General features: G+C 70.8%; 12 protein-coding genes. 10 read left to right on the forward strand and 2 right to left on the reverse strand.

Going from position 1 to position 25,917, the window contains the following annotated elements:
• The first annotated feature begins 155 nt into the window (after nt 1–155).
• The 9 genes from AB3K92_RS30980 (at nt 156) to AB3K92_RS31020 (ending at nt 22,399) form a co-directional block, all read left to right on the forward strand.
• Entirely contained in the window at nt 156–9,845 is a 9,690-nt protein-coding gene (locus AB3K92_RS30980) for an amino acid adenylation domain-containing protein (protein ID WP_369466504.1), read from the forward strand.
• Nucleotides 9,846–9,854: 9 nt separating this feature from the next.
• On the forward strand, nt 9,855–14,849 hold the full coding sequence (locus AB3K92_RS30985) for an amino acid adenylation domain-containing protein (protein ID WP_369466505.1): 4,995 nt from the start codon (nt 9,855–9,857) through the stop codon (nt 14,847–14,849).
• Nucleotides 14,839–15,873 (forward strand): GNAT family N-acetyltransferase, encoded by a 1,035-nt coding sequence (locus tag AB3K92_RS30990; RefSeq protein ID WP_369466506.1) that lies wholly within the window; start codon nt 14,839–14,841, stop codon nt 15,871–15,873. Before AB3K92_RS30985 ends, AB3K92_RS30990 begins: the two co-directional genes overlap by 11 nt.
• Nucleotides 15,874–15,905: 32 nt before the next feature.
• Complete coding sequence (locus AB3K92_RS30995) at nt 15,906–17,261, forward strand: lysine N(6)-hydroxylase/L-ornithine N(5)-oxygenase family protein (protein WP_369466507.1); 1,356 nt, start codon at nt 15,906–15,908, stop codon at nt 17,259–17,261.
• Nucleotides 17,262–17,283: 22 nt separating this feature from the next.
• Entirely contained in the window at nt 17,284–19,533 is a 2,250-nt protein-coding gene (locus AB3K92_RS31000; protein WP_369466508.1) for a TonB-dependent siderophore receptor, read from the forward strand.
• Between the two features lie 86 nt (nt 19,534–19,619).
• A complete protein-coding gene (locus AB3K92_RS31005; RefSeq protein WP_042975471.1) occupies nt 19,620–20,459 on the forward strand; it encodes a formyltransferase family protein in 840 nt (279 codons plus the stop codon).
• A complete protein-coding gene (locus tag AB3K92_RS31010; RefSeq protein WP_059552013.1) occupies nt 20,459–21,475 on the forward strand; it encodes a GNAT family N-acetyltransferase in 1,017 nt (338 codons plus the stop codon). The genes AB3K92_RS31005 and AB3K92_RS31010 overlap by 1 nt, the downstream gene beginning before the upstream one ends.
• A 250-nt stretch (nt 21,476–21,725) precedes the next feature.
• On the forward strand, nt 21,726–21,986 hold the full coding sequence (gene vapB, locus AB3K92_RS31015; RefSeq protein WP_021160097.1) for a type II toxin-antitoxin system VapB family antitoxin: 261 nt from the start codon (nt 21,726–21,728) through the stop codon (nt 21,984–21,986).
• Nucleotides 21,983–22,399 carry a PIN domain-containing protein gene (locus tag AB3K92_RS31020; protein WP_021160096.1) on the forward strand — a complete coding sequence of 139 codons (417 nt, stop codon included), beginning with the start codon at nt 21,983–21,985 and terminating at the stop codon, nt 22,397–22,399. Before vapB ends, AB3K92_RS31020 begins: the two co-directional genes overlap by 4 nt.
• Before the next feature lie 48 nt (nt 22,400–22,447).
• Here AB3K92_RS31020 and AB3K92_RS31025 read toward each other — a convergent pair whose 3' ends face one another.
• Both AB3K92_RS31025 and AB3K92_RS31030 read right to left on the reverse strand, forming a co-directional pair.
• Nucleotides 22,448–23,353: a nucleotidyl transferase AbiEii/AbiGii toxin family protein gene (locus AB3K92_RS31025; RefSeq protein ID WP_369466509.1), complete on the reverse strand. Its 906-nt coding sequence runs from the start codon at nt 23,351–23,353 to the stop codon at nt 22,448–22,450.
• Nucleotides 23,322–24,395 (reverse strand): type IV toxin-antitoxin system AbiEi family antitoxin, encoded by a 1,074-nt coding sequence (locus AB3K92_RS31030; protein ID WP_369466510.1) that lies wholly within the window; start codon nt 24,393–24,395, stop codon nt 23,322–23,324. Before AB3K92_RS31030 ends, AB3K92_RS31025 begins: the two co-directional genes overlap by 32 nt.
• Nucleotides 24,396–24,736: 341 nt before the next feature.
• Here AB3K92_RS31030 and AB3K92_RS31035 point away from each other — a divergent pair, with 341 nt between their 5' ends.
• Nucleotides 24,737–25,900, forward strand: coding sequence for a M20 aminoacylase family protein (locus tag AB3K92_RS31035; RefSeq protein ID WP_369466511.1), 1,164 nt, complete (start codon nt 24,737–24,739; stop codon nt 25,898–25,900).
• The last annotated feature ends 17 nt before the right edge of the window (nt 25,901–25,917 follow it).

Consider the following 25,917-nt stretch of genomic DNA (forward strand, 5'->3'; position numbering starts at 1 on the left):
CGCAAATATTTAGCCGCGCGTTCAAAAAAAGCGTCCGCCCGTACTTTGCGCACAAAACGGTAAAAAATCGGCCGCGCCGTTCGTCACACCAGTGAAGCCGCCCCAAGCGGCCCCGAGACTTGGCCGAAGCGGCCGGACCGAAGGACTTCACGCACATGACGAGTTTCCCGACTGCGCTGCATCACCGAATCCGCGAACTGGCGCGCCTCGCGCCCGACGCACCCGCAATCGCGGCACCTTTCCAGAACGGCTTGCGCCTGTCGCGCGGCGCGCTCGACGCGCGCGCGTCGCGGCTGGCCCGGCAACTGCGCGCGGCCGGTGTCGGCGCGGAAGTGCGGGTGGGCGTGTGCGTCGAGCGTTCGTGCGAACTGTTCGTCGCGCTGCTGGCCGTGCTGAAGGCGGGCGGCGTGTTCGTGCCGCTCGACCCGCGCCATCCGGCCGCGCGCCTCGACTGGATCGTCCGGGATGCGCAGCTGCGGCACGGCATCGTCGACGCGGCCGGCCGCGCGGCGCTCGGCGCGCCATTCGAGCACGCGTTCGATGCGGCCGCCGAGGCAGCGGATGGTCAGGAGGTCGCCGAGGACGACGAAGCGGCGCCCGTCCACCCGCGTGCGGCCGCCTACATGATCTACACGTCGGGTTCGACCGGCACGCCGAAGGCGGTCGTCGTCGAACACGGGCCGCTGGCCGCGCACTGCGACGCGCTCGCGGCCGCGCTGCCGATCGAGGCCGGCGACCGCCTGCTGCATTTCGCGTCGGTCAATTTCGATGCCGCGCACGAGTGCTGGCTCGCACCACTCGCGACCGGTGCGAGCATCGTCGTCGCACCGCCGCAGCCGTTCGCGCCGGATGCCGCGCATGCGCTGATGGTGAGCGAAGCGGTCAACGTGGCGGCGTTCCCGCCCGCCTACCTGCGCGAATTCGCCGCGGTGGCCGCGCGCGACGGCGTGCCGCCGGCGCTGCGCGTGCTCGCGTTCGGTGGCGAAGCGCTGCCGCAGCAGGCGTTCGAATTCGTGCGCCGCACCTTCCCGTCGGTACGCCTGATCAACGGTTACGGGCCGACCGAGGCCGTGATTTCTCCGATGCTGTGGCCGGTCGAACCGGGCGAGACGCCCGCGCTGGCCGCCGACGATGCCTATGCGTCGTTGCCGATCGGTCGCGTGATCGGCCCGCGCGTCGCGCGCCTCGACGGCGTCGACGGCGACGGTGTGGGCGAATTGCTGCTGGGCGGCGTCTGCGTCGCGCGCGGCTATCACGGCCGCCCGGCGCTGACGGCCGAACGTTTCGTTCCGGATGCCGACGGCGAACCCGGTGCGCGCGTGTACCGTACCGGCGACCTCGCACGGCTGCGCGACGACGGCGCATTCGACTATCTCGGTCGCCTCGACGACCAGGTCCAGGTGCGCGGCGTGCGCGTGGAGCCGGCCGAAATCGCCGCGTGCCTGCGCTCGCATCCGGCCGTGGCCGACGCGGCCGTGGTCGCCGACACCGGCAACGGGCCGACGCGCCTGATCGCGTGCGTCGCACTGCGCGCGGCGGCCGACGATGCGGCGCTCAAGGCGCACGTGGCCGGGCAACTGCCGGCCGCATGGCAGCCGCACCGGTTCGTGCGTTGCGATGCGCTGCCGTATACGTTGAACGGCAAGATCGACCGTGCCGCGCTGCGCGAGAAGATTGCCGCCGCGCGCGACACGACGCAGGGTGGCGGCGACGCACCGCGCACGCCGACCGAACAGCAGCTCGCCGGCCTCTGGCAGACGCTGCTCGGCCTCGATGTCGCACCGTCGCGCGACGACCGCTTTTTCGCGCTGGGCGCCGATTCGCTCGCCGCGATGCAGTTGCAGGCCGCGATCCGGGCCGCGGTACGCGTGAACCTGCGGCTCGATACGCTGTTTGCCGATCCGGCGCTCGCCGAACTGGCCGAAGCGGTCGATCGTGCGGAACGCGAAACCGGCGAACCGCTGGCCGCGATCGCCGCGCGCCGTTTGACGACCGGTGCGGCCGATGCCGCCGCGGCATGCGCGCCGTTCGTCGATCGCGCCGCCTCGCTCGCGCAGCAACGTTTCTGGGTGCTCGCGCAAACGCGTGACGCGAGCGCCGCCTATCACATCGCCGCGCACTGGACGATCGACGGCACGCTCGATCGCGACGCGCTGCAACGCGCGCTCGATCACGTGATCGGCCGGCACGAGGCATGGCGCACGACGCTCGTCGACAACGAAGACGGTGTGGTGATGCAGCGGATTCATGCGCACCTGCCGGTGTCGATCGCCAGTGTCGACCTGCGCGACCAGCCGCCCGCCGCCCGCGACGCACAAGCCGCGCGTCTTGCCGAGCGCGAGGCGGCCGAACCGTTCGACCTCGCGCGCGGCCCGCTGCTGCGCGCAACGCTGGTCGCGCTCGCGGACGACCGTCACCGCCTGCTGCTGACGGCCCATCACGCCATCACCGACGGCTGGAGTTCGCGCTGCGCGTTCGACGAACTGTCGGCCGCCTATCGCGCGTATGCGGAAGGCCGCGCGCCGTCGCTGCCCGATCTGCCGATCCAGTACGCCGACTATGCGGACTGGCAACGCGACATGCTGGCCGGCGGCGAGGGTGAACGTCAGCTCGATTACTGGCGCGGCGCATTGCGCGACGTGCCGGGCCCGCTCGCGCTGCCGGTCGACCGTCAGCCGGGCGCGGCGCGCACGCTGCAAGGTGCGCGCGTGTCGGTGCGGCTGCCCGACGCGGTCGCGGCCGACGTGCGGCAACTCGCGCGCGACGCGCAGGCGACCGTCTTCACCGTGCTGCTGGCCGCGCTCGACGCGTGGCTGTCGCGCCTGACCAGCGCAACGGATGTCGTGGTCGCGGTACCGGTCGCGCATCGTCAGCGCCCCGAAACGCGTGCGCTGCTGGGCCTGTTCCTGAATACGGTCGCGCTGCGCGTGCGGGTGGCGCCGACGCTGCCGTTCCGCGCGCTCGTCGATGCGGCGCGCACGGCGGCGCTCGACGCGGTCACCCACCAGGACGTGCCGTTCGAGCGTGTCGTCGACGCGGTGAAGCCGCCGGTCAAGCGCGGCGACGAATGGCTGCGCGTGAAATTCGCGCAGCAGTTCGATGCGCGGCACGACAGCGTGCTGCCGGGCGCGACGGCCGTTGCGACGCCGGGCCCCGATCTCGCCGCACGCTTCGACTACGCGGTGGATTTCACCGACGATGCGAACGGCATCGAACTGGTCGCGGCCTATGCGACCGACTGCATCGATGCGGACACCGCGCGCGCGTGGCTCCACAGCTACGCGGCGCTCGTCGGTGCCGCCGCGCGCGATCCGCACCAGACGACGGCCGTCCTGCCGTGCGACGCGTCGGCCGCTGCGCGCCAGCCGCGCGACGGCCGTCCGCTGCGCATCGAACATGCGGACATCGTCGCCGCGTTCGCGCGGCAGGCGGCCGCGTATCCGCATCGCGTCGCGCTTGCCGATGCGTCGGCGTCGCTGACGTTCGGCGAACTCGACGACGCATCGAACCGCATCGCACGCGCGCTGTCCGGGCGAGGCGTGGGCGCCGAAGCGCCGGTGATCGTCTGCATCGAACGCTCCGCGCGCTTCGTCGTCGGCCTGCTCGGCGCGCTGAAGGCCGGCGCGCTCGCCGTGCTGCTCGATCCCGCCCAGCCGGCCGCCCGGCTGGCCGCGGCGGCAGCCGACTGCGGCGCGCGCTGGGCGCTCGTCGCGGATACCGCGGCGTGGCCGGCCGGCATCGACGCGCAGCCGCTCGACGTCGACACGCTCGCGCAAGACGCCACGCTCGCGCTCGCGGCCGGCGTGCGCGTCGCGCCGCACCCGGAGCAGGGCGCTTACCTGATCTATACGTCGGGCTCGACCGGCACGCCGAAGGGCGTCGTCGTGTCGCACGGCGCGCTGGCCGACTACGTGCAGGGGATGCTCGACGAACTCGCGTTCGCACCGGACGCATCGTTCGCGATGGTATCGACCGTCGCGGCCGACCTCGGTCACACGACGCTGTTCGGCGCGCTGTGCGCGGGCCGCACGCTGCACCTGCTGCCGGCCGCGTGCGCGTTCGATCCGGACCTGTTCGCCGACGAGATGCGCCGCCGCGACGTCGGCGTGCTGAAGATCGTGCCGAGCCACCTGCAGGCGCTGCTCGACGCACGCGTGCCGGCCGACGTGCTGCCGCGCCATGCGCTCGTGACGGGCGGCGAAACGCTGACGTGGGCGCTCGTCGCGCGCCTGGCCGCGCTTGCGCCGGCCTGTCGCGTGATCAACCACTACGGGCCGACCGAAGCGACGGTCGGTGCGATCGTGTGCGATACGGCGTCGATTGCCGCCGATGCGCGCGATCCTGCGAGCGGCGTGCCGCTCGGCCTGCCGCTGCCGAATGCGCGCGCGCTGGTGCTCGACGCGTTCGGCGCGTGCGTGCCGTCCGGCGCGACGGGCGAGCTGTATCTGGGCGGGCCGGGCGTCGCGCGCGGCTACCTGGGGCGCCCGGCGCAGACCGCCGAGCGCTTCGTGCCCGATCCGTTTACGCCCGGCGCGCGGCTGTATCGCACGGGCGACCGTGTCCGGTTGCGCGCCGACGGCCGTCTCGCGTTCCTCGGCCGCATCGACGACCAGGTGAAGATTCGGGGCTACCGTGTCGAACCGGGCGAGGTGAGTGCGGCCGTGCGTGCGGCCGGGCCGGTCGCGCAGGCCGAAACGCTCGCGATCGAACACGATGGCCGCCTGCGGCTCGCGACGTTCGTCGTGGTGCGCGACGGCGCGACCTTCGACGAGGCCGCCGTGCGCGCGGCGCTTGCCGCGAAGCTGCCCGACTACATGGTGCCCGCGCAGTTCGTCGCGCTCGCGCGCCTTCCCGTGACCGCGAACGGCAAGATCGATCGTGCCGCGTTGCGTGAACAGGCAGCCGCGCCGGTCGCGACCGCGTCCGGCAATGCGCCGCAGGGCGCGGTCGAAACGGCGCTCGCCGAAGTCTGGCAGGCCGTGCTGAAGGCGCCGCAGGTCGGCCGCGACGACAACTTCTTCGAACTCGGCGGCGATTCGATCCTCGTGCTGCAGGTGATCGCCCGTGCGCGCAAGCGCGGCGTGCGCTTCACGCCCAAGCAGCTGTTCGACGGCCCGACGGTCGCCGAACTCGCACGCATCGCGAAGACGGAGGACGTGGCTGTCGCCGCCGCCGTCGCGCAGCCTGCGGCCGGATCTGCCGCCGGCGCACCGGTGACGGCGCAGGTCCTGACGCCCGCGCAGCAGCGCTTCTTCGCGCTCGACATCCCGCGCCCGGGCCACTGGAACCAGTCGGTCGCATTCGACGTGCGCGGGCCGTTCGACGCCGATGCGTTCGCGCGCGCCTTCGACGCATTGCTGACGCATCACGACGCATTCCGCCAGCGTTTCACACGCGGCGCGGACGGCACGTGGCACGCCAGCGATGCCGCGAAACCGTACGACGCACTGCCGTTCGTCGAAGTTGCCGCCCGCGACGAAGCCGACGCGCTCGCGCGCTTCGACGCGTTGCAGCGCCGCCTCGACCTCGGTCGCGGGCCGCTGGCCTGCGCATGCGCGGCACGCTTGCCGGACGGCTCGACGCAGCTCCATCTGGCGATTCACCATGCGATCGTCGACGGCGTGTCGTGGCGCATCCTGCTCGACGACCTGGACTCGGCCTATCGCGCGGCATGCGAACGCACGCCCATCCGGCTGTCGCAGCCGGGCCTGCGCGCGGATGCCTGGGCGTCGCGGCTTGCCCGTGCGGCGACGGAACCGGCATCGCCGTTCGCGGCCGAGGCGACGTACTGGGCCGGCATGGCGCAGGGTGACGACGTCGTGCCCGACCACCCCGACGCCACGGCGACGAACGCCGATGCTGCCGTCGTCGTGCAGACGATCGACGCGGCGTTGACCCGCGCGGCGCTGACCGATGCGCATGCCGCCTATCGCACGCAGACGATCGAATTGCTGGGTGCCGCGCTTGCACTGGCGCTGGCCGGCGCGAGCGGCGCCGCCTCGTGCCGCATCGAACTGGAAGGGCATGGCCGCGAGGCGCTGTTCGACGATGCCGATGCGAGCCGCACGATCGGCTGGCTGACGAGCCATTACCCGGTGACGCTGCCGGTCGCGGCCACCGCGCGCGACACGCTGTGCGCGGTCAAGGACACGTTGCGCGCGGTGCCGCACAAGGGGCTCGGCTTCGGCGTGCTCGCGCACTACGGCGATGCGGCGACGCGCGCGGTGCTGGCCGCCGTGCCGCGTCCGCGCGTCACGTTCAATTATCTCGGCCAGTTCGACGCACCGCGCGATGCCATGCTCGTGCCGCGCTTCGGCGGCACCGGCGTCGAGCGCGATCCGCAAGGTCCGCTCGGCAATACGCTCGCGATCCACGCGTACCTCGATACGGATCGCGACGGCGCACGCACGCTGAAAGTGCACTGGGTCTACGGTGCACCGCAATTCGAGCGCACGACGATCGACGCATGTGCCGAACGCTTCGCGGCGGTGCTGCGCGAGCTCGTCGACGCGTGTGCGTCACGCGTCGCGCATCGCGGCGCCGGCGCGACGCCGGGCGATTTCCCGCTCGCGCAGGCCGCCGGTCTCACGCAGGCCGCGATCGAACGCACGCCGCTCGACTGGCGCACGATCGACGACGTCTATCCGCTGTCGCCGATGCAGCAGGGCATCCTGTTCCACGCGCTGTTCGCACCCGGTCACGCCAGCTACGTGAACCAGCTCACCGCGACCGCGGCCGCGCTCGATGCCGACCGGCTCGTCGCCGCGTTCGAGGCGTCCATCGCGCGCCACGACATCCTGCGCACGAGCGTGATGCCGGACGAAGCCGTGCCGCTGCAGTGCGTGCATCGCCATGCCCGGATGCCGGTCGAACAGCTCGACTGGCGCACGCGCGGCGACACGCTCGACGCCGATTTCGACGCATGGCTCGCGGCCGATCGCGCACGCGGCTTCGACTGGCGCGAGCCGCCGTTGATGCGTCTCACGCTGATCCGCGTGACCGACGACGCATGGCGCGTCGTGTGGACGCGTCACCACGTGCTGCTCGACGGCTGGAGCACCGCGCGCCTGCTGGCGGACGTGCTGCGCGACTACCGCGACCCGGACGCCGTATCGCCGTTCGCGAGCCGCCCGGCACTCCGGTATCGCGACTTCATCGCCTGGCTCGGCACGCGCGACCGCGACGCCGACGAACGCTTCTGGACCGAACGCCTCGCACGACTCGACGCCCCGACGCTGATCGCGGACCGCACGGCCGACCGTGCGGATGCCGACATGGTCACGTGGCGCGCGACGCTCGATGCCGACGCGATGACGCGTGTCGCGCAGACGGCACGTGCGTTGAAGCTGACCGTCAACACGCTGGTGCAGGGCGCGTGGGCGCTCGCGCTGCAGCGGATGACGCACCAGCCGGCCGTCGCGTTCGGCGCGACCGTCGCGGGCCGTCCCGACGCACTCGCGGACGTCGATGCGGTGCTCGGCCTCTTCATCAACACGGTGCCGGTGATCACCGCACCGGCGCCGCAGCAACGCGCGGCCGACTGGCTGCAAGCGCTGCAACGCGACAACGCGGCGGCCGCCGAGCATGCGCATACGCCGCTTGCCGACATCCAGCGCTGGGCGCGCGGCGCGGGCGGCGCACTGTTCGACACGCTGGTCGTGTTCGAGAACTATCCGGTCGACGACACGGCGCGCGACGCCGATCCGCGCGCGCTGGTTTTGAGCGGCGTGCGCAGCATCGAAGCCACCGATTTCGCGCTGACGCTCGTGATCGAGAGCGGCGCCGAGCTGGCGATCGACTACGGCTACGACACCGCGCGCGTCGATGCGCGGCAGGTCGAAACCTGGCACCGCGCGTTCGCCTGCGCACTCGATGCGCTGGCCCGCACGCCGGATGCGCTGCTCGGCACACTGTCGATCGCAGACGACGCCACCCGCGACGCACTGGCGCGGGCGCAGGACACCGCGCGCACATGGCCGGTTTCGCAACGGCAGCCGCTGCACCTGCAATTCGCCGATGCGGCGCGGGCGACGCCCGACGCGATCGCGCTCGAATACGCGGACGTTCACGGCGGCGTGCATCGCGCGACCTATCGCGAGCTCGACGTCGGTACGTCGCGCATCGCGACCGCGCTGCGCCGGCGCGGCGTGCGACCCGATACGCCGGTCGCGCTGTGCGTCGAGCGTTCGTTCGACATGGTGATGGCGCTGGTCGGCGTACTGAAGGCCGGCGCGGCCTACCTGCCGGTCGATCCCGACTATCCGGCCGAACGCATCGCGTATCTGCTGCGCGACGCGCGGCCGGCCGTCGCGATCACCCAGGCCCATCTGCGCGAGCAGGTCGACGCGGCGCTGGGTGACGGTGCAACGACGCAGTTGCTGACGGTCGCGGACCTGCTGGTCGATGAAACCGTCGACGAAACGGTCGACGACCCCGCCGGCGTGACCGCCGAGGTCGACGACGCACAGCTTGCCTACCTGATCTACACGTCCGGCTCGACCGGCAAGCCGAAGGGCGCCGGCAACACGCACGGCGCGCTCGCGAACCGGATCGCGTGGATGCAGCACGCGTACCGGCTGACGCGCGACGACGTCGTGCTGCACAAGACGCCGTTCGGCTTCGACGTGTCGGTGTGGGAATTCGTGTGGCCGCTGGCGATCGGCGCGAAGCTCGCGATCGCCGCGCCCGGCGACCATCGCGATCCGGCGCGTCTCGCGGCCGCGATCCATGCGCACGGCGTGACGGTGCTGCACTTCGTGCCGTCGATGCTCGCCGCGTTCGCCGCGCATCTCGACGATTTCGCGGCCGCCGCGCAATGCGACAGCGTGCGCCTGATCGTCGCGAGCGGCGAGGCGCTTGCGCCCGAACTCGTCGAGAAAATGGCACGGCTGCTGCCGCACGCAACGCTCGTCAACCTGTACGGGCCGACCGAGGCCGCGATCGACGTGTCGCACTGGACGTGCGGCCCCGACGACGCGCAGGCGGTCGCGGTGCCGATCGGCCATCCGATCGCGAACCTGCAACTGCACGTGCTCGATGCCGCATGGCAGCCGGTGCCGGCCGGCGCGACCGGCGAACTGTATCTCGCGGGCGCGGGCCTCGCGCGCGGTTATCTCGGCCGTCCAGCGCTGACCGCCGAGCGCTTCGTGCCCGATCCGTTCGTCCCGGGCGCGCGCATGTACCGCACGGGCGACCTCGCGCGACGGCGTGCGGACGGCGCGCTCGATTACCTCGGCCGCGTCGATACGCAGGTCAAGCTGCGCGGCCAGCGGATCGAGCCGGGCGAGATCGAGGCGCTGCTGCGCGCGGCGCCCGGCGTGAACGATGCGGTCGTGATCGTGCGCGACGAGCAACTGGTCGGTTATGTCGCGCGCGGCGATGCGGCCCCGCTGGACCGGGCGGCGCTGCTCGACACGCTGCGCGCGCACCTGCCGGCCTACATGGTGCCGTCGCAGCTGGTCGAACTCGACGCGTTGCCCGTCACGCCGAACGGCAAGTGCGACCGCCATGCGCTGCCCGCGCCGGTACGCGAGACGGCAGCCGAAGCGGCACTCGCGACCGACACGGAACGCGCGCTCGCCGGGATCTGGCAACGCGTGCTGCACGTGGACGCGATCGGCCGCGACGGCGACTTCTTCCTGCTCGGCGGCCATTCGCTGCTCGCGACGCAGGCCCATGCGCAGGCGAACCTGCACTGGGGGCTCGCGTTGCCGCTGCGCACGCTGTTCGACACGCGCACGCTGGCGCGTTGCGCGGAGGCGATCGACGCGGCCTGCGCGGTACGCGGCGCGACCGATGCGGCGAGCGCGATCGACGCGCTGCTCGGCGAACTGGAAACCCAATAAGGACGACGGATGACGAAGGTTCAACCCGACTGGCTGGCGCTCGCGACGCGTTTCGCGCAACTGCCCGACGCGCAGCGCGCGGTGTTCATCGACAAGCTCGGCGCGGCCGGCATCGATTTTCGCGTGCTGCCGATCCCGCCGCGCACGCCGCGCAGCGACCGCGTGCCGGCGTCGTTCGCACAGACGCGGCTGTGGCTGCATGCGCGGCTGATCGATGCGCCCGACGCGTATCACATCACCGAGCGCGTGGCGCTGACGGGCCCGCTCGACGTGCACGCGTTGCGGCTCGCATGCGATGCGCTGATCGCGCGCCACGAGGCGCTGCGCACGACCTTCGACGAAGCGCCGGACGGCGTCGCGCAGACGATCCACGCGCCGCTGCGCTGCCCGTGGCGCGAAACCGATCTTGAAGCGCTGCCGGACGCGCAGCGCACGGCGCGCGCGCAAGCCGTCGCGACGGCCGACGAAGCCGAACCGTTCGATCTCGGCGTGGCGCCGCTCGTCCGCGCGCACCTGGTGCGCTTCGACGCGACGCATCACTGGCTCGCGCTGACCGTGCACCACATCGTGTCGGACGGCTGGTCGTCGGGTGTGATGCTGTTCGAGCTTGCGTCGTTCTATCGCGCGTATGCGTCGGGCGAACCGGTGCCGCTCGCGCCGCTGCCGATCCAGTACGCCGACTACGCGCTGTGGCAGCGCCGCTGGCTCGACGCCGGCGAGCGCGAACGCCAGCTCGCGTTCTGGCGCGAACGGCTCGATCCGCAGCGCGGCGTGCTGACGTTGCCGGGCGCGGCCGCACGACCCGCGCGCCGCAGTGCGCGCGGTGCGCGCCACGTGTTTTCGCTCGACGCGCGCATCGGTGCACAACTGCGCGCATTCGCGGCCGCGTCGGGCGCCACGCCGTTCGCGGTGCTGCTCGCCGCGCTCGATGCGCTGCTCGCGCGCGCGACGGGCGATGCGCGGATCTGCGTCGGCGTGCCGGCCGCGAACCGCGAACGGGCGGAAGTCGCCGGCCTGATCGGCTTCTTCGTCAACACGCTGGCGATCGACGTCGACGTGCCCGCGCACGGCGATTTCTCGTCGCTGGTCGCGCGCACGCAGCGTGCGCTCGTCGACGCGCAGATGCATCAGGACGTGCCGTTCGAGCAGGTGGTCGACGCGCTCGGCGTGCCGCGCAGCGCGAGCCACCATCCGCTGTTCCAGGTGATGGCCGCATACGGCGAGCGTCGTGCGTTGCCGGCGCTCGGCGCGGCGTCGGCCGCGTTGCTGCCGTCCGGTACGCCTTCCGCGAAATTCGACCTGACGCTGTCGGTCGAGGCGACGCCGGACGGCACGTTCGACGCCGCGTTCATCTACGCGCTCGACCTGTTCGATGCGGATGCGATCGAACGGCTGGCCGCGCGCTTCGTCACGCTGCTCGCCGATGCGCTCGCGCGCCCCGACATGCCGGTCGGCGATCTCGACTGGCTGCCCGCCGCCGAGCGCGCGCAGCTCCTTGCATGGAACGCGCCGGCCGGCGCGACCGATGCCGAGCCGTTCGTGCCCGTGCATGCACGCATCGCCGCGCATGCCCACGCACGGCCCGACGCGCGCGGTGTCGCCGATATCGATCGCGCGTTCACGCGCGGCGAAGTCGATGCGCGCGCGGCCCGCCTGGCGCGCCATCTGGTGGCGGCCGGCGTACGGCCGGAAATGCGGGTCGGCGTCGCGCTGCAGCGCTCGGTCGACCTGCTCGTCGCGCTGATCGCGGTATTGAAGTCGGGCGCCGCGTTCGTGCCGCTCGATCCGGCGCATCCGCGCGAACGGCTCGCGCAGATCGTCGGCGACGCGAACATCGCGCACGTGCTGACCGACGGCGCGAGCGCCGCGTCGCTGCCCGAGCTGCCGGCGCTGCGCGTTTGGCGCGCCGACGAAGTCGCTGCGCTCGACGAAGCGGCGCACGTCGTACTGCCGGACGTGCTGCCCGGGCACGCGGCTTATGCGATCTACACGTCGGGCTCGACCGGCAAGCCGAAGGGCGTGATCGTCGACCATGCATCGTTCGCGCTGCATTGCGCGGCGATCGCCGAGCGCTACGGCGCGGGCGAGCAGGACGTGTTCCTGCTGTTCCAGTCGGTCAACTTCGACGGTGCGCATGAAGGGTGGTTTTCGCAATACATGTCGGGTGCCGCCGTGTCGGTGACGGCCGACGTGCTGTGGCCGCCCGCGCAGACCTGCGCGATGATGGTCCGCGACGGCGTGACGATGACCTACGTGCCGCCCGGCTGCGCCGCGCAGCTTGCCGAATGGGCGCTCGCGCACGGCGCGCCGCCGACACTGCGGTCGCTGACCGTCGGCGGCGAGGCGACGTCGCGCGAGGCGTTCGCGATGCTGCGCCGCGCGCTGCCGAACGTGCGCGTGGTCAACGGCTACGGGCCGACCGAGACGGTCATCACGCCGACGCTGTGGATGTTCCTGCCCGGCGACGATCTCGCGAAGCTCGGCGACGCCGCGTACCTGCCGATCGGTACGCTGGTCGGCGCACGCACCGCGCACGTGCTCGACGAGCGGCTGCATCCGCTGCCGGTCGGCGTGATCGGCGAACTGTACCTGGGCGGCGAGGGGATCGGCGTCGCGCGCGGCTATCTCGACCGCCCGGCGCTGACGGCCGAGCGTTTCGTGCCCGATCCGTACGGCGCGCCGGGCGCGCGGCTGTACCGCACGGGCGACCTCGTGCGGCGTCGCGCGGACGGCGTGTTCGACTTCATCGGCCGCGTCGACCACCAGGTGAAGCTGCGCGGGCTGCGCATCGAGCTCGGCGAGATCGAGGCGCAGCTTGCCGCGCACGACGCGGTGCGTGAAGCATGTGCGGTCGTGCACGGGCAGGGCGCACTTGCGCAGCTCGTTGCATACGTCGAGCTGACCGCCGACGCACGGGCGGCCGCGCAGCCGGTCGAAGCCGCGACGCTCGACGCACATCTGCGCCGCACGCTGCCCGATTACATGGTGCCCGCGCAGCTGATCGTGCTCGACGCGCTGCCGCGCAACGCGAACAGCAAGGTCGATCGCGCACGGCTGCCGGCGCCCGTGCGCGCCGAACGCGCATACGAGGTGCCGCAGGACGGCGACGAAGCCGCGCTCGCGGCGATCTGGTGCGACGTGCTGAATCTCGAGCGTGTGGGCCGGGGCGATCACTTCTTCGATCTCGGCGGCCATTCGCTCGCCGCCGTGCGCGTCGCGACGCGCGTGGCCGAACGGCTCGGCCGCGACGTGCCGGTGCGCGCGCTGTTCGAAGCGCCGGTGCTCGCGCAGTACGCGCGTCAGGTGGCCGATGCGCCGCGCGCCGCGCATGCCGGTGCCGCGGCGCCGGGTGTTGCGGTGGCGCAACCGGACGCCCACGGCGTGTGGCCGCTGTCGCCGGCGCAGCTCGGCCTGTGGTTCCTGTGGCGCGCGCAGCCGGACAGCGCCGCGTACAACATTCCGGTCGCGCTGCGGGTGCGCGGCCCGCTGGACGTCGATGCGCTGCGTGCGGCCTTCTCGGATGTCGCGGCCGTGCATCCGGCGCTGCGCGCGCGGCTCGTGGCGCGTGACGGCGCGCTGCCGGGCCAGCGGATCGACGCGGACGTTTCCGTCGAACTGCCGGTGATCGACCTGTCGGCGCAAGCCGATGTGCTTGCCCGCGCGGCGGCGCTGACCGACGAGGATGCGCTCGCGCCGTTCGACCTCGCGGCCGATGCGCCGCTGTGGCGCGCGCGGGTGCTGCGTCTCGGCGCGGACGATCACGTGCTGTCGCTGACGATTCATCACATCGTGTCGGATGGCGAATCGATCGAGCTGTGGCTCGATGCGGTTCGCGCGCGCTATGTCGCCCGCGTGCAGGGCGGTGCCGTTGCGGCCGGAGAGATCGTCCAGCAGGTCGCCCGGCCGCTCGTGCTGCCCGCGCCGTGCCATCCGGCCCGCGTCGCTTACTGGCGCGATGCGCTGGCCGACCTGCCGGCGCGCCTGCTGCCGCAACGCGCCAGCGCGCCGGCCGTGCCGCAATGGCGCGCGGCCCGCATCGCGTTCGAATTCGACGGCGCGTTGATCCGCGCCGCGCGCGATACGGCGTCGGCCGCGCACGCGACGCTGCCGATGCTGCTGCACGCGGCGCTCAACACCGCCTTGTTCCGCGCGACGGGTGCGGCCGACCAGCCGGTCGGCGTGCTCGCGTCGACGCGCGAGCTGACGGGCGACGCGGCCCGCGAGGCGCTCGGCCTCTTCATCAATTCGGTCGTGGTGCGCACGCGGATCGACCCGGCCGCACGTCGCGCGGACGTGCTGGCACAGGTGCGCGACACGGCACTCGCGGCCTATGCGCACGCCGACGTGCCGTTCGCGGACGTCGTCGCGGCGCTGCGCGCGCCGCGTGCCGCGCAGGCCAATCCGCTGTTCCAGGTGATGTTCAACTACCTGCGCCCGACCGGTGCCGCCGCGCGCGACTGGGCCGGCCTGTCGCTGGCCGGGTTCGACGACGTGCGCCATCGCGTCGTGTTCACGCTGGAGCTGGACGTCGTCGAGCATCCGGACGGGCGCGTGAGCGCCGCGTTCTCGTATGCGGACGAACTGCTCGACCGCAGCTTCGTCGACGTGCTCGTCGACGTTTACCACGACGAAGTCGCGCGCTTCGCCGGCGCGTCGGAAGCCGCCCTCGGCGCGCCCGACACGCATGCCGTTGCGCAAGCGTCGCCGCGCGCGCACGCGAAAGGCGGCGCACGCGCCGCAACGTCGTCACGCGCACCGCATGCGGCTGCCGCGCTCGCGGCGCTGTGGTCCGACACGTTCGCGACGGCCGCGCCCGAACCCGATGCCGACCTGTTCGAAGCGGGCGCGACGTCGTTCGACGTCGTGCGCTTCGTCGACGCGGCCAGCCGCGCCGGTCACGCGCTGACGGTCGCGGACCTGTTCGCGTCGCCGACCTTCGCCGCACTCGGCGCGCGGCTCGACGCATGCACGGAAACGGGACAGGAGGAACGCCATGCTGGCTGAAGTGCGTCCGGACGGATTCACGATGCTCGATACCTACCGCCTCGCGTTCGCGGACGGCCTGTTCGCCGTGCGCGACGGCGCGGAGATCCGCGTCGCGCACGGCGACGGCATCGGTGCGCAGTTGCTGCGCGCGCAACTCGGCGACGACGGCGCGCTGCGCCTCGTCGCATACAACCATCGCGCGTCGCCGGCCGACCAGCGGCGTGCGCTGCTGGCCGCATTGGCCGCGGCGTTTTCCGACAGCGCGCGCCACGCGTCGATCCGGCTCGACCCGGCCGCGTGGCCGGCGGTCGCGCTCGATGCGATGCGCGCGAGCGGCGTGCTCGCCGACGCCGGCCGTTGCATGCGCGAAGGCTGGGCACAGCAGGCCGACCTGTGGCTCGTCGGCCCGCATTTGCCGTGCGCGACGCTGCCGGTGTTCACCGACGGCCGCCGCCACCCGCGCCGGCCGCCGGCGCCGCGCGGCGAAGTCTATGCGCGCGACCTGCCGGCGCTCGGCGTGCGCGTCACGCTGCGCGGCTGGCAGCCGGCCGAGGATGCCCAACGCGTCGCGCGCTGGTTCGACGAGCCGCGCGTGCGCGACGGCTGGCCGGGCGCGCAGCCTGGCGTGGACGGCGGGCAAGGTGCGGCGCCGGATGCCGACCCGCACGTCACGCCGCTCGTCGGCTGCTTCGACGGCGAACCGTTCGCGTATTTCGAGGCGTTCTGGCTGAAGGAAGACGCGCTCGCGCCGCACGTCGCGGCGCGCGACTACGACCGCGGGCTGCGGATGCTGGTCGGCGAATCGCGCTGGCGCGGCCCGCATTGCGTGGCGGGCTGGCTGCCGTCCGTCGTTCATTACCTGTTTCTCGACGACCCGCGTACCGAAGCGGTCGGCTGTGCCGTTCCGGCCGGCCACGCGCGGGTTGCCGACCATCTCGCGCGGCATGGCTTCGCGCGGCAGCGCCGTCTCGCGCTGGCCGACGCGCAGCCGCTGTGGATGCGCACGCTGCGCGAGACGTTCTTCTCCGGCCGTCACGTCTGACGCGCCGGATTCACCGACAAGGGAGCTGAGACATGCAGAGAGAAACCGTATTCGACCTGATCGGCGTCGGCTTCGGGCCGTCGAATCTGGCGCTGGCCGTGCGCCTCGCGGAGCGCGGCGGGCTCGCCCATTGCTTCGTCGAGCGCCAGCCTGAATTCGGCTGGCATCGCGGGATGCTGCTCGACGACTGCCGGATGCAGATCTCGTTTCTGAAGGATCTCGTCACGATGCGCGATCCGAAAAGCCGCTACACGTTCATCAACTACCTGTTCGAACGCGGCCGGCTGAACGAATTCGTCAACCTGAAGAACTTCTACCCGACCCGCGTCGAGTTCCACGACTACCTGAGCTGGGTGGCCGACGCGTTCGACGATCGCGTCCATTACAGCGAGACCGTGCTGGGCATCGAGCCCGTGCGCGGCGACGGCGCGCGGATCGACGCGCTGCGCGTGCTGTCGCGCGACGCCGCCGGCCACGAGCGCCAGCGCGTCACGCGTGCGCTGTCGGTCGGCGTCGGCGGTACGCCGGCGATCCCGGACGCGTTCGCCACGCTCGGCCGCGACCGCGTGATCCACTCGTCGTCCTACCTGACCGACATCGACCGGCTCGTCGCGTCGCCGTCCGGCGAGCGCCGCCGCGTCGCGGTGATCGGCGCGGGGCAGAGCGCGGCCGAGGTGTTCATCGATCTCGCGCGCCGTTTCCCGCATGTCGACGCGAGCCTCGTGATGCGCGCGGGCGCGCTGAAGCCGGCCGACGACAGCCCGTTCGTCAACGAGATCTTCAGCCCCGAATTCACCGATGTCGTCTATGCGCAGCCGCATGACGCGCGCCGCGCGCTGCTCGACCGCTATCGCGACACGAACTACGCGGTGGTCGACCGGCCGCTGATCGAACAGATCTACGAAATGCTGTACCTGCAGCGCATCGACGGCACGCCGCGTCATGCGCTGCTCGCGAACAGCGCGATCGAGGCCGCGGTGCGCACCGCCGACGGCCGCGTCGAGCTGACGTTGCGCGACCGGATGAGCGGTGCGACGCGCGTCGAGCGCTTCGACGCGCTCGTGCTCGCGACCGGTTACCGCCGCGACACCCATTCGGCGCTGCTCGAAGGGCTTGCGCCGCACCTGGGCGATGCGCTCGCGCGTGGCGACGTGACGCGCGACTACCTGCTCGCGACGCCCGCGCACTTCGCGCCGCGCATCTACCTGCAAGGCTGCTGCGAAGACAGCCACGGTTTGTCCGACACGCTGCTGTCGGTGCTGGCACGCCGCGCGGACGAAATCTGCGCGTCGCTCGAAGACGGGATCGCGCCCGCCCATGACGAAGGCGCGGCCAAGGCAAGACAGGAAAACGGGGTGAGCGCGGGCCGGATGGCTTTCGCTCTTTGACAAAGGCGCGGTCGGAGACCGCATGAAAAAAGTGGAGCAGAGAAAGATGGAGTGGGCAACAGGCACGCGTTTGCGTGCGATCGCAGCCGCGGCAAGCGTGGCGTTCGGTGCGGCGGCGGGGCAGGCATATGCCCAGACGGCGCCGGCCGTGAACGCAGGCGCCGCGGCGTCGGCCAGCAGTGCGCAGGGCGGTGCGGCGGCCAGTGCGTCGACCGGTACGCTGCCGACGATCAACGTCAACGCGGCCTCGGAAGGGGACGGCACGGTCGGGCTCGTCGCGAAGCGCAGCCGGACCGGCACGAAGACCGATACACCGATCAACGAGATCCCGCAGACGATCAACGTCGTCACCGCGCAGCAGATCGAGATGACCGGCGCGACCGACGTGAACGCGGCACTGCGCTACGTGCCGGGTTTCTCGTCGTACGGTTCGGACAACCGTTCCGACTGGTACGCGGCACTGCGCGGCTTCACGCCGACCGCCTACGTGAACGGGCTGCAGGTGCCGAACACGATCAACCTCGCGAGCTGGCGCGTCGATCCGTACATGATCGACAGCATCACCGTGCTGCGCGGGCCGACCTCGGTGCTGTACGGCGCGGGCGATCCCGGCGCGATCGTCGACGTGCAGACCAAGCTCGCCGACGGCGAGCGCGTGCGCGAGGCCGGCGTGCAGATCGGCAACTACGCGCGCAAGCAGTTCATGATCGACGTGGGCGACAAGCTCGACCCGGATGGCAAGTACGCGTATCGATTCGTCGGCGTCGCGCGCGACGGCAATGCGCTGACCGGCCCGAACAACGACCAGCGCGTCGCGCTCGCGCCGTCGTTCCGCTGGCGCCCGAACGCGGATACGTCGCTGACGCTGTCGGCCACCTACCTGCAGGACTGGGGCGACATCTCGTCGAACTTCCTGCCCGCGCAGGGCACGGTGCTGCCGAACCCGAGCGGCCAGATCAACAAGGACGTGTACGAAGGCGACCCGAACTTCAACTACTACCGCAAGAAGCAGTGGTCGGTCGGCTACCAGTTCGAGCAGAACCTGACTTCGGCGTGGAAGTTCCGGCAGAACGTCCGGCTGATGCACCTGTCGCTCGACAACGGTTCGGTGTTCGGCAACGGCTTCGTCGACGGCAGCACGACCGATGTCAGCCGCTGGGCCGGCGTGTTCCAGATGAACTACAGCCGCTTCGACATCGACAACAACGTCGAGGGCCGCTTCGCGACGGGCCCGCTCCAGCACACGCTGCTGCTCGGCTTCCAGTACAACCGGCAGACCGCGACCGACAGCGAATGGCTCGCCGCGGCGCCGCCGCTGAACATCTACAACCCGGTCTACCTGCCGGTCACGAAGGCGGTGTTCGATCCGGCGTCGACGTTCCGCACCAACACGTACACGGCGATGAACACGTTCGGCCTGTACGCGCAGGACCAGATCAAGTGGAACCGCTGGACGCTGACGCTCGGCGGCCGCGAGGACTGGGTCAACATGCGCCAGGACGACCGCGCGGGCGGCACGTCGACGAAGGCGGACGTGACGGCGTTCACCGGCCGCGTCGGCCTCACGTACCAGGGCGACTACGGGCTGTCGCCGTACATCAGCTACGCGACGTCGTTCAACCCGCTGATCGGCGTGAACCTGCTCGGCGGCGGGCTGCCGCAGCCGACGCGCGGCAAGCAGATCGAGGCCGGCCTGCGCTGGCAGCCGCCCGGCAAGAACCTGATGCTGAACGCGGCGATCTACCAGATCAACCAGACCAACGGCATCACGCCGGCGCTGCCGAGCCAGGACGACAGCGGCACCAAGTCGGTACAGTCCGGCGAGGTGCGTTCGCGCGGGATCGAGCTGAGTGCGACCGGCAAGGTCACGCCGAACCTGTCGCTGATCGCCTCGTACGTCTACCAGGACGTGAAGGTCATCAAGGCGAACGACAACTCGCTGAACAACTGGCCGGTCGACATTCCGCGTCCGCGCCAGATGGCGTCGCTGTGGGCCGACTGGACGTGGCATACGGGGGCGCTCGCGGGGCTGGGCTTCGGCGGCGGCGTTCGCTACCAGAGTGCGTCGGCCGGTGGGTCCGACAACGCGCTGACGGTGTCGAGCGTCACGCTGTTCGACGCGGGCGTGCACTACGACACGCGCAACTGGCGCTTCGCCGTGAATGCGACGAACCTGGCCAACCGCCACTACATCAGCGGCTGCCAGTCGGTAAACGTCTGCGTGTTCGGCACCGACCGCACGGTGATCGCGACCGCGAAATACAACTGGTGACGATGCGCGCCGCGGCCCGCCGGCCGGCCTTCGTGGCCGGCGCGGGCCGGCCGCGGCGCCTTCGTCCGCTTTTCCACGACGCATCCATGCCGAAGAAAAATCTCGTCTACATCCAGTCGCTGCGCAACGGCGCGGCCGATCGCGCCGGCCAGCCGGTCGCTTATCAGGGCGGCACGCGCTACATGAAGGCGCCGCTCGAATTCCTCGTCGAGCGCCTGAACGACTCGCCGCTCGGCGAGCGCTACACGCTCAAGGGCGTGATCGTCGACGACGACGACGGTTCGCCGGCCGACCGCGCGAAGGTGGCCGACTACGGTTTCGCGCGCACGCCGGGCCGCCCGTGGATCCTGCCGGAAGGGTTGACGGTGCAGGGCCGGCCGGTCGACGAACTGTTCTGCACGATTGCGTCGACGTACCGGCGGCTGCCGCGCGACGCACGCGAGCGTGCAGCCGGCAAACAGGCGTTCGAGCGCCGCCTGCTCGAGCGCCTGCTCGAACTCGAAGCCGATGTCGTCGTGCTCGACGGGCTGCTCGTGATCCTCGACGAGCTCGTGCGGCCCGGCGCGCGCTTTCACCGGCGCATCGCCAACATCCACCCGGGCATCACCGCCGACGGTTCGCCGTACCAGCGGCGCGGCGCATGGGCGACGCTCGACGCGCTGCACGGCGCGCGCGGCGAACGGGTCGACTGGGCGAGCGGCGCGACGTCGTCGGTCGAGCCCGTGATGATGACGGGCGCGTCGTTCCACTACGTCGACAACGGCATCGATTCCGGCGAGGTGATCTGCGACGTGCTCGACACGCCGATCGCACCGGACGACACGATTCTCGAACTGCGCTGGAACAACTTCCAGCGCAGCCTGTTTCCGGCGCTCGAGCGGGGGCTGCACGTTCTCGCCGATCGCCACGACGCGGGAGCACTGTGATGCAAGACACGCTGACGAAACCGGCCGGCGCCGCCGACGCCGTCGAAGGTGAAGTGGCCGCGGCGCTCGACGGCGCCGCGCACGGGCCGGCGATGACGGTCGCCGAGCGCTCGCTCGACGCGTGGCGGCCCGACGATTCGCCGGAGGCACTGCTCGCGGCGTTCGTCGCGCTCTTCAACACCGACACGCGATACGACGCGGCGACGATCACGGTGCCACTCGGCGGCGCCGATGCGGCGGCCGTTGCGTCGTACGTGGCGCGCGCGGTGCGCGAGGGCGTGATCGACGGCGCGCAGGCCGAGGGCGACACGCTGCGGTTCACCGTATCGCGCACGACCTTCTGGCAGAACCCGCGACCGTGGCTGAAGGCGCCCGCGTCGGGCGGGATGCCGCTGCGCCATGCGATCACGAACGGGCACCGGCACCCGGTGCGGCCGCCGTCGCCGGCCGGCGAGATCTATGCACGCCATATGCCGCAGGTCGGGATGACGTTCAGCCTGCGCACCGTCGACATCGACGCGCATGCGGACCTGTTCAGCGGCTGGATGAACCTCGATCGCGTCGCGCATTTCTGGGACCAGCGCGGCACGCGCGACGAGCACGCGGCGTATCTTGCCGAGCGGCTCGCCGATCCGCACATGCACCCGATGATCGGCTATTTCGACGACACGCCGTTCGGCTATTTCGAGTTCTACTGGGCGAAGGAGGATCGTCTCGCGCCGTTCTACGATGCGCACGACTACGATCGCGGGCTGCACCTGCTGATCGGCGATTCGCGGTTCCAGAGCGCCGGCAAGCTGCATGCATGGTGGAGCGGGGTGCTGCACTACATGTTCGTCGACGAACCGCGCACGCAGCGGCTCGTCGGCGAGCCGCGCGTCGATCACGTGCGGCACATCGCGTACATGCACCGGCTCGGGTTCCACACGCTGAAGGAGTTCGATTTCCCGCACAAGCGCGCGGCGCTCACCGTGATCGAGCGAGACACATTCTTCGACACTTTCCGGTTGCCGTGACGGCGCGGGTGCGCAGCGTCGGTGCGACGTTGCGCGCGGCGCGGTGCCGCACCGGCATCGGCCGTTCGGGATATGGACCGCGTGGCCTGCGTCGTGAAGAATGGATCGCTCTCCTCATCGACGACAGGCCGGCAACATGACAAAAACACCCGTGGCAGCGTGGGGCGCGACGTCCGATTTGCGTTCCCTCAATTTGACATATGCCAGCATATGTCTAGAATGGGCGCATCGTACTCCCATGGAGTGGCTCATGCGCACCGTTTCCATTTTCAAGAACGCCCGTAACCAGGCAATCCGCATCCCGAAGGACATGGAGTTCGAGGGGGTGACGGAACTCGAGATCCGTCGCGAGGGCGACACGCTGCTGCTGCGGCCCGTGCGGCCCACGTGGCTCTCGTTCGCGAGCGAACCGCTGGCCGACGCCGATTTCCTCGCCGAACGCCCGGCCGTGATCGAGTCCGGCCGCTTCGACCTTTCCGGCGGCGCCGCGCCGACGGAGTCCGGCCAGTGACCACGCTCTACATGCTCGATACGAACATCTGTTCGTTCATCATGCGCGAGCGGCCGCCGGTAGTGCTGTCGCGGCTGCAATCGTGCGTCAATGCGCAGCACCGGATCGTCGTGTCGGCCATCACTTATGCCGAAATGCGGTTCGGCGCAGTCGGCAGGAAGGCTTCGCCGAAGCATGCGGAACTCGTGACGGCCTTTGTCTCGCGGCTCGATGGCGTGCTGTCGTGGGATACGGCGGCCGTCGATGCAACGGCCGCGATTCGTGCCGATCTCGCCGCGCGCGGCATGCCGATCGGCGCGAACGATGCGTCGATCGCCGGGCATGCGATCGCGGCCGGTGCGGTGCTCGTCACGAACAACGGGCGGGAGTTCGGCCGGGTGGCCGGGTTGTCGCTCGAAGACTGGGCAGCCTGAGCGCGGCAGTGCGAAAGCGGGATGACGCGGCGGCGCCACAGCGTCGTGTCATGCGTGCGGTGCGGGTGAATCCTCGAGAATGGCGTCGCGAAATGCGTCGAGATACCGGTTGGCGTCATCGCTGAATTCACCCGGCAACAGCGCGAACGCACGTGCCAGCAGATCCTGGCCGAGCGTGGCATAGGTCGCTTCGTCGGACAACAGCACGCGGATCGCGTCGCGCGTGTGCGGCGAGGCAATCCGTTTCGCGTCTCGCGCGAGCAGCGCGGCGGCGGCAAGGCCGGGCTGGAACGCATGCCGTACCAGCAGGTCGGGGGCGGCGTCCCAGATGCGCTCGCGATTGCCTGCATCGTGAAAATTCCGCAGCAGGAACAGCAGGTCGTACGCATCGCTGTTCTGGCGTGCACGCCGGTCCTTCCAGGCAAGCAGCTTCAGCAGCGCGAGCGCCGGCAGGCTGGCCACCGGCACGACGGTGCGTGCGTCGATCGACACCGGCTGCGCGGTGTCCACCGCTTCCTGGAAGCCGAGCACATTCAGCACGAATTCGCCGCCTGGCGGCCACGCGATCTCGCCCGGCGGCGTTTCTAGCGGCCCGAAGGGCACGAGATCGAGTTCGGTGCGAAAACCGTGCGTGCCGCTGTCGAACAGCAGTTTCTGCTGTTGTTTCGGTGCGCGCGTGAATTGCCCGGTCGCAACGAGCGCATCGACGAGCTGCGCGTGAAACGGCCAGCTCACCGCGCACACCGCGACGTCGACGTCCCGTGTCGCACGCACCGGCCGGATGCCGTGGACGTGCCACATCAGGATGTCGCGCGCGGTTGCGCCGGCGACGACGAAAGCCGCCTCGACGCGCGCGCAGGCATGGCTCACCGCTTGCAAGAGCGCGACCGCCGCCGGGTCGAGCGGCCGGCGCGCGTCGACTTCAAGCGGGCGGATGGGCGAGGTATCGGTCATGGATCCGTGCGGCGGCGGCAAGGTTGCGGCTGTCCCCGGACGAGACGAGATCCGCATAGATCAGGAGCGGCGGTACGAGCGGCACGCGCGGCTCGTGCCAGTCGAGCGCGGGCGAGTGCGGCCAGAATGCTTCGACGATTTCGACGTCGCCGTGGTCGTCCGGGCGCAGGCGGGCCTGGAGCAGCAGGCGGTTCGATGCCGCGCCGTGCGTATAGACGGTGATCTCGGCCGGCTTCAGGTCGTGCGTCAGCAGGTCGGCCGCCGGTTCGCCGCCGAGCCGCGCATCGAACGACGCGAAATCGAAATCGCGCCACCAGTCGGGCGCGAGGCTGGCATAACGACGGCTCGGCAGTTTCGCGCGCAGGCGGCTCGGGTACAGCGCAACCCATTCGTGCACGAAGCGCGGCCAGTCGGGTATCAGGCGCTCGCCATTGCGGCGCTGCCCGACGAGGCCGCGCGCGATCAGGTCGTCCATCGCGAGGTTGACCGTGCCGAGCGCGACACCCGACGCGGCCGCAATCGTCCGATAAGGCTGCGCGACGAGGCCCGGCTGTGTCGCGACCGCGAACATCACGGCCAGCCCCTTCGGCGTCGTCGCGCGCGATGCCTGCCGGCGCGGCGTGCGTGCAGGTTTCGGCCGGCCCGCGATCATCACGGTCGCCTCCGGCTGAATCAGGCATGCGTTGCCCGCGGTGTCGAGAAACGGGATGCCCTGGTCGGTCAGGCCGGCGGCCAGTTCGGCCGAAAGATAGGGGGCGATCAGCATCAGCGGCCGCTCGCCGGGTGTCGCGGTCGCGACGCCGCGGCGGCGCAGTGCCGCGAGTGCGCCCGGCAGCGATTCGACGCGCAGGCTCACGGCGGCCGGCATCTCGAACACCTGCCCGGCAACGTCGAAGCGGATCATCGCGTCGGTTTGCCCGGCATACGCGGCCGGCACGCGCACGGGCCGCGCGCCGAAGCGCCGGGTCGCGCGTTCGAACGCGGCGCAGGCTTCGTCGAGCACGTGCTGTTCCGACATCGGAAGGGGGGCGTTCTCGGGCATCGGAGGCGATTGCTTGTTCACTTCCTCATCAGCGTACACAAAAAATGTACATGTGTCAAAAAGTGAACAATTACCTGTAACACGTTGATGTGTCGGCATTATTCCGGATGCTTGAACGGTCATCGTCGAATCCTGGCGCTCGTCAAATCGCTGTCAAGCCCACAGTCTCGCTCGCCCGAACCGTGTGTGGCAGTCATCCGGATGGCCGGTCAGCTCATATCGTGTGCGGTACCAGATACGGCAACCGTCGGTTGCTACCGCGACGACTTTTCGTCTGTCCGGTTGCTGGCGAACCGACTATCCTTGCCTGCACATTCCCCGCAGAAACAGGAGACGACACCGTGACGCACAGCGTGATTCCCGCAGGCCTCGCCGACGAAATGATCGAGATCCGGCACCGCATCCATGCCCACCCCGAGCTCGGCTTCGAGGAATTCGCGACGAGCGACCTCGTCGCCGAGCAACTGCAGTCGTGGGGCTACACGGTGCATCGCGGGCTGGGCGGCACGGGCGTCGTCGCGCAGCTGAAGGTCGGCAACGGCACGCAGCGCCTCGGCCTGCGCGCCGACATGGATGCGCTGCCGATCCACGAGGCCACGGGCCTGCCGTACGAGAGCAGGATCGCCGGCAAGATGCACGCATGCGGTCACGACGGCCACACGGCGATGCTGCTCGCGGCCGCGAAGCATCTTGCGCGCGAGCGCCGCTTCTCGGGCACGCTGAACCTGATTTTCCAGCCGGCGGAAGAAGGGCTCGGCGGCGCGAAGAAGATGCTCGACGAAGGGCTGTTCGAGCTGTTCCCGTGCGACGCGATCTTCGCGATGCACAACATGCCGGGCTTCCCCACGGGCAAATTCGGCTTCCTGCCGGGGCCGTTCATGGCGTCGTCCGATACCGTCGTCATCGACGTGCAGGGCCGCGGCGGCCACGGCGCGGTGCCGCACAAGGCGGTCGATTCGGTGGTCGTGTGCGCGCAGATCGTCATTGCGCTGCAGACGATCGTGTCGCGCAACGTGTCGCCACTCGACATGGCGATCGTCACGGTCGGCGCGATCCACGCGGGCGAGGCGCCGAACGTGATTCCCGATCGCGCGCAGATGCGCCTGTCGGTGCGGGCGCTGAAGCCGGAGGTGCGCGACCTGCTCGAGACGCGCATCAAGGAAGTCGTGCATGCGCAGGCCGCCGTGTTCGGCGCGACCGCGACGATCGACTACCAGCGCCGCTACCCGGTGCTTGTCAACGACACGGACATGACCGCGTTCGCGCGCGGCGTCGCGCGCGAGTGGGTGGGCGAAGCGAACCTGATCGACGGGATGGTACCGCTCACCGGCAGCGAGGATTTCGCGTTCCTGCTCGAGAAGCGGCCGGGCTGCTACCTGATCATCGGCAACGGCGACGGAGAGGGCGGCTGCATGGTGCACAACCCCGGCTACGACTTCAACGACGCGGCACTGCCTACCGGCGCGTCGTACTGGGTCAAGCTGGTCGAGGCGTTCCTGGTGTGATGCGGCGGCGCGGTGGC

It is taken from the genome of Burkholderia sp. Bmkn7 (genome assembly GCF_041103175.1).
Taxonomy (GTDB): Bacteria; Pseudomonadota; Gammaproteobacteria; order Burkholderiales; family Burkholderiaceae; genus Burkholderia; species Burkholderia cepacia.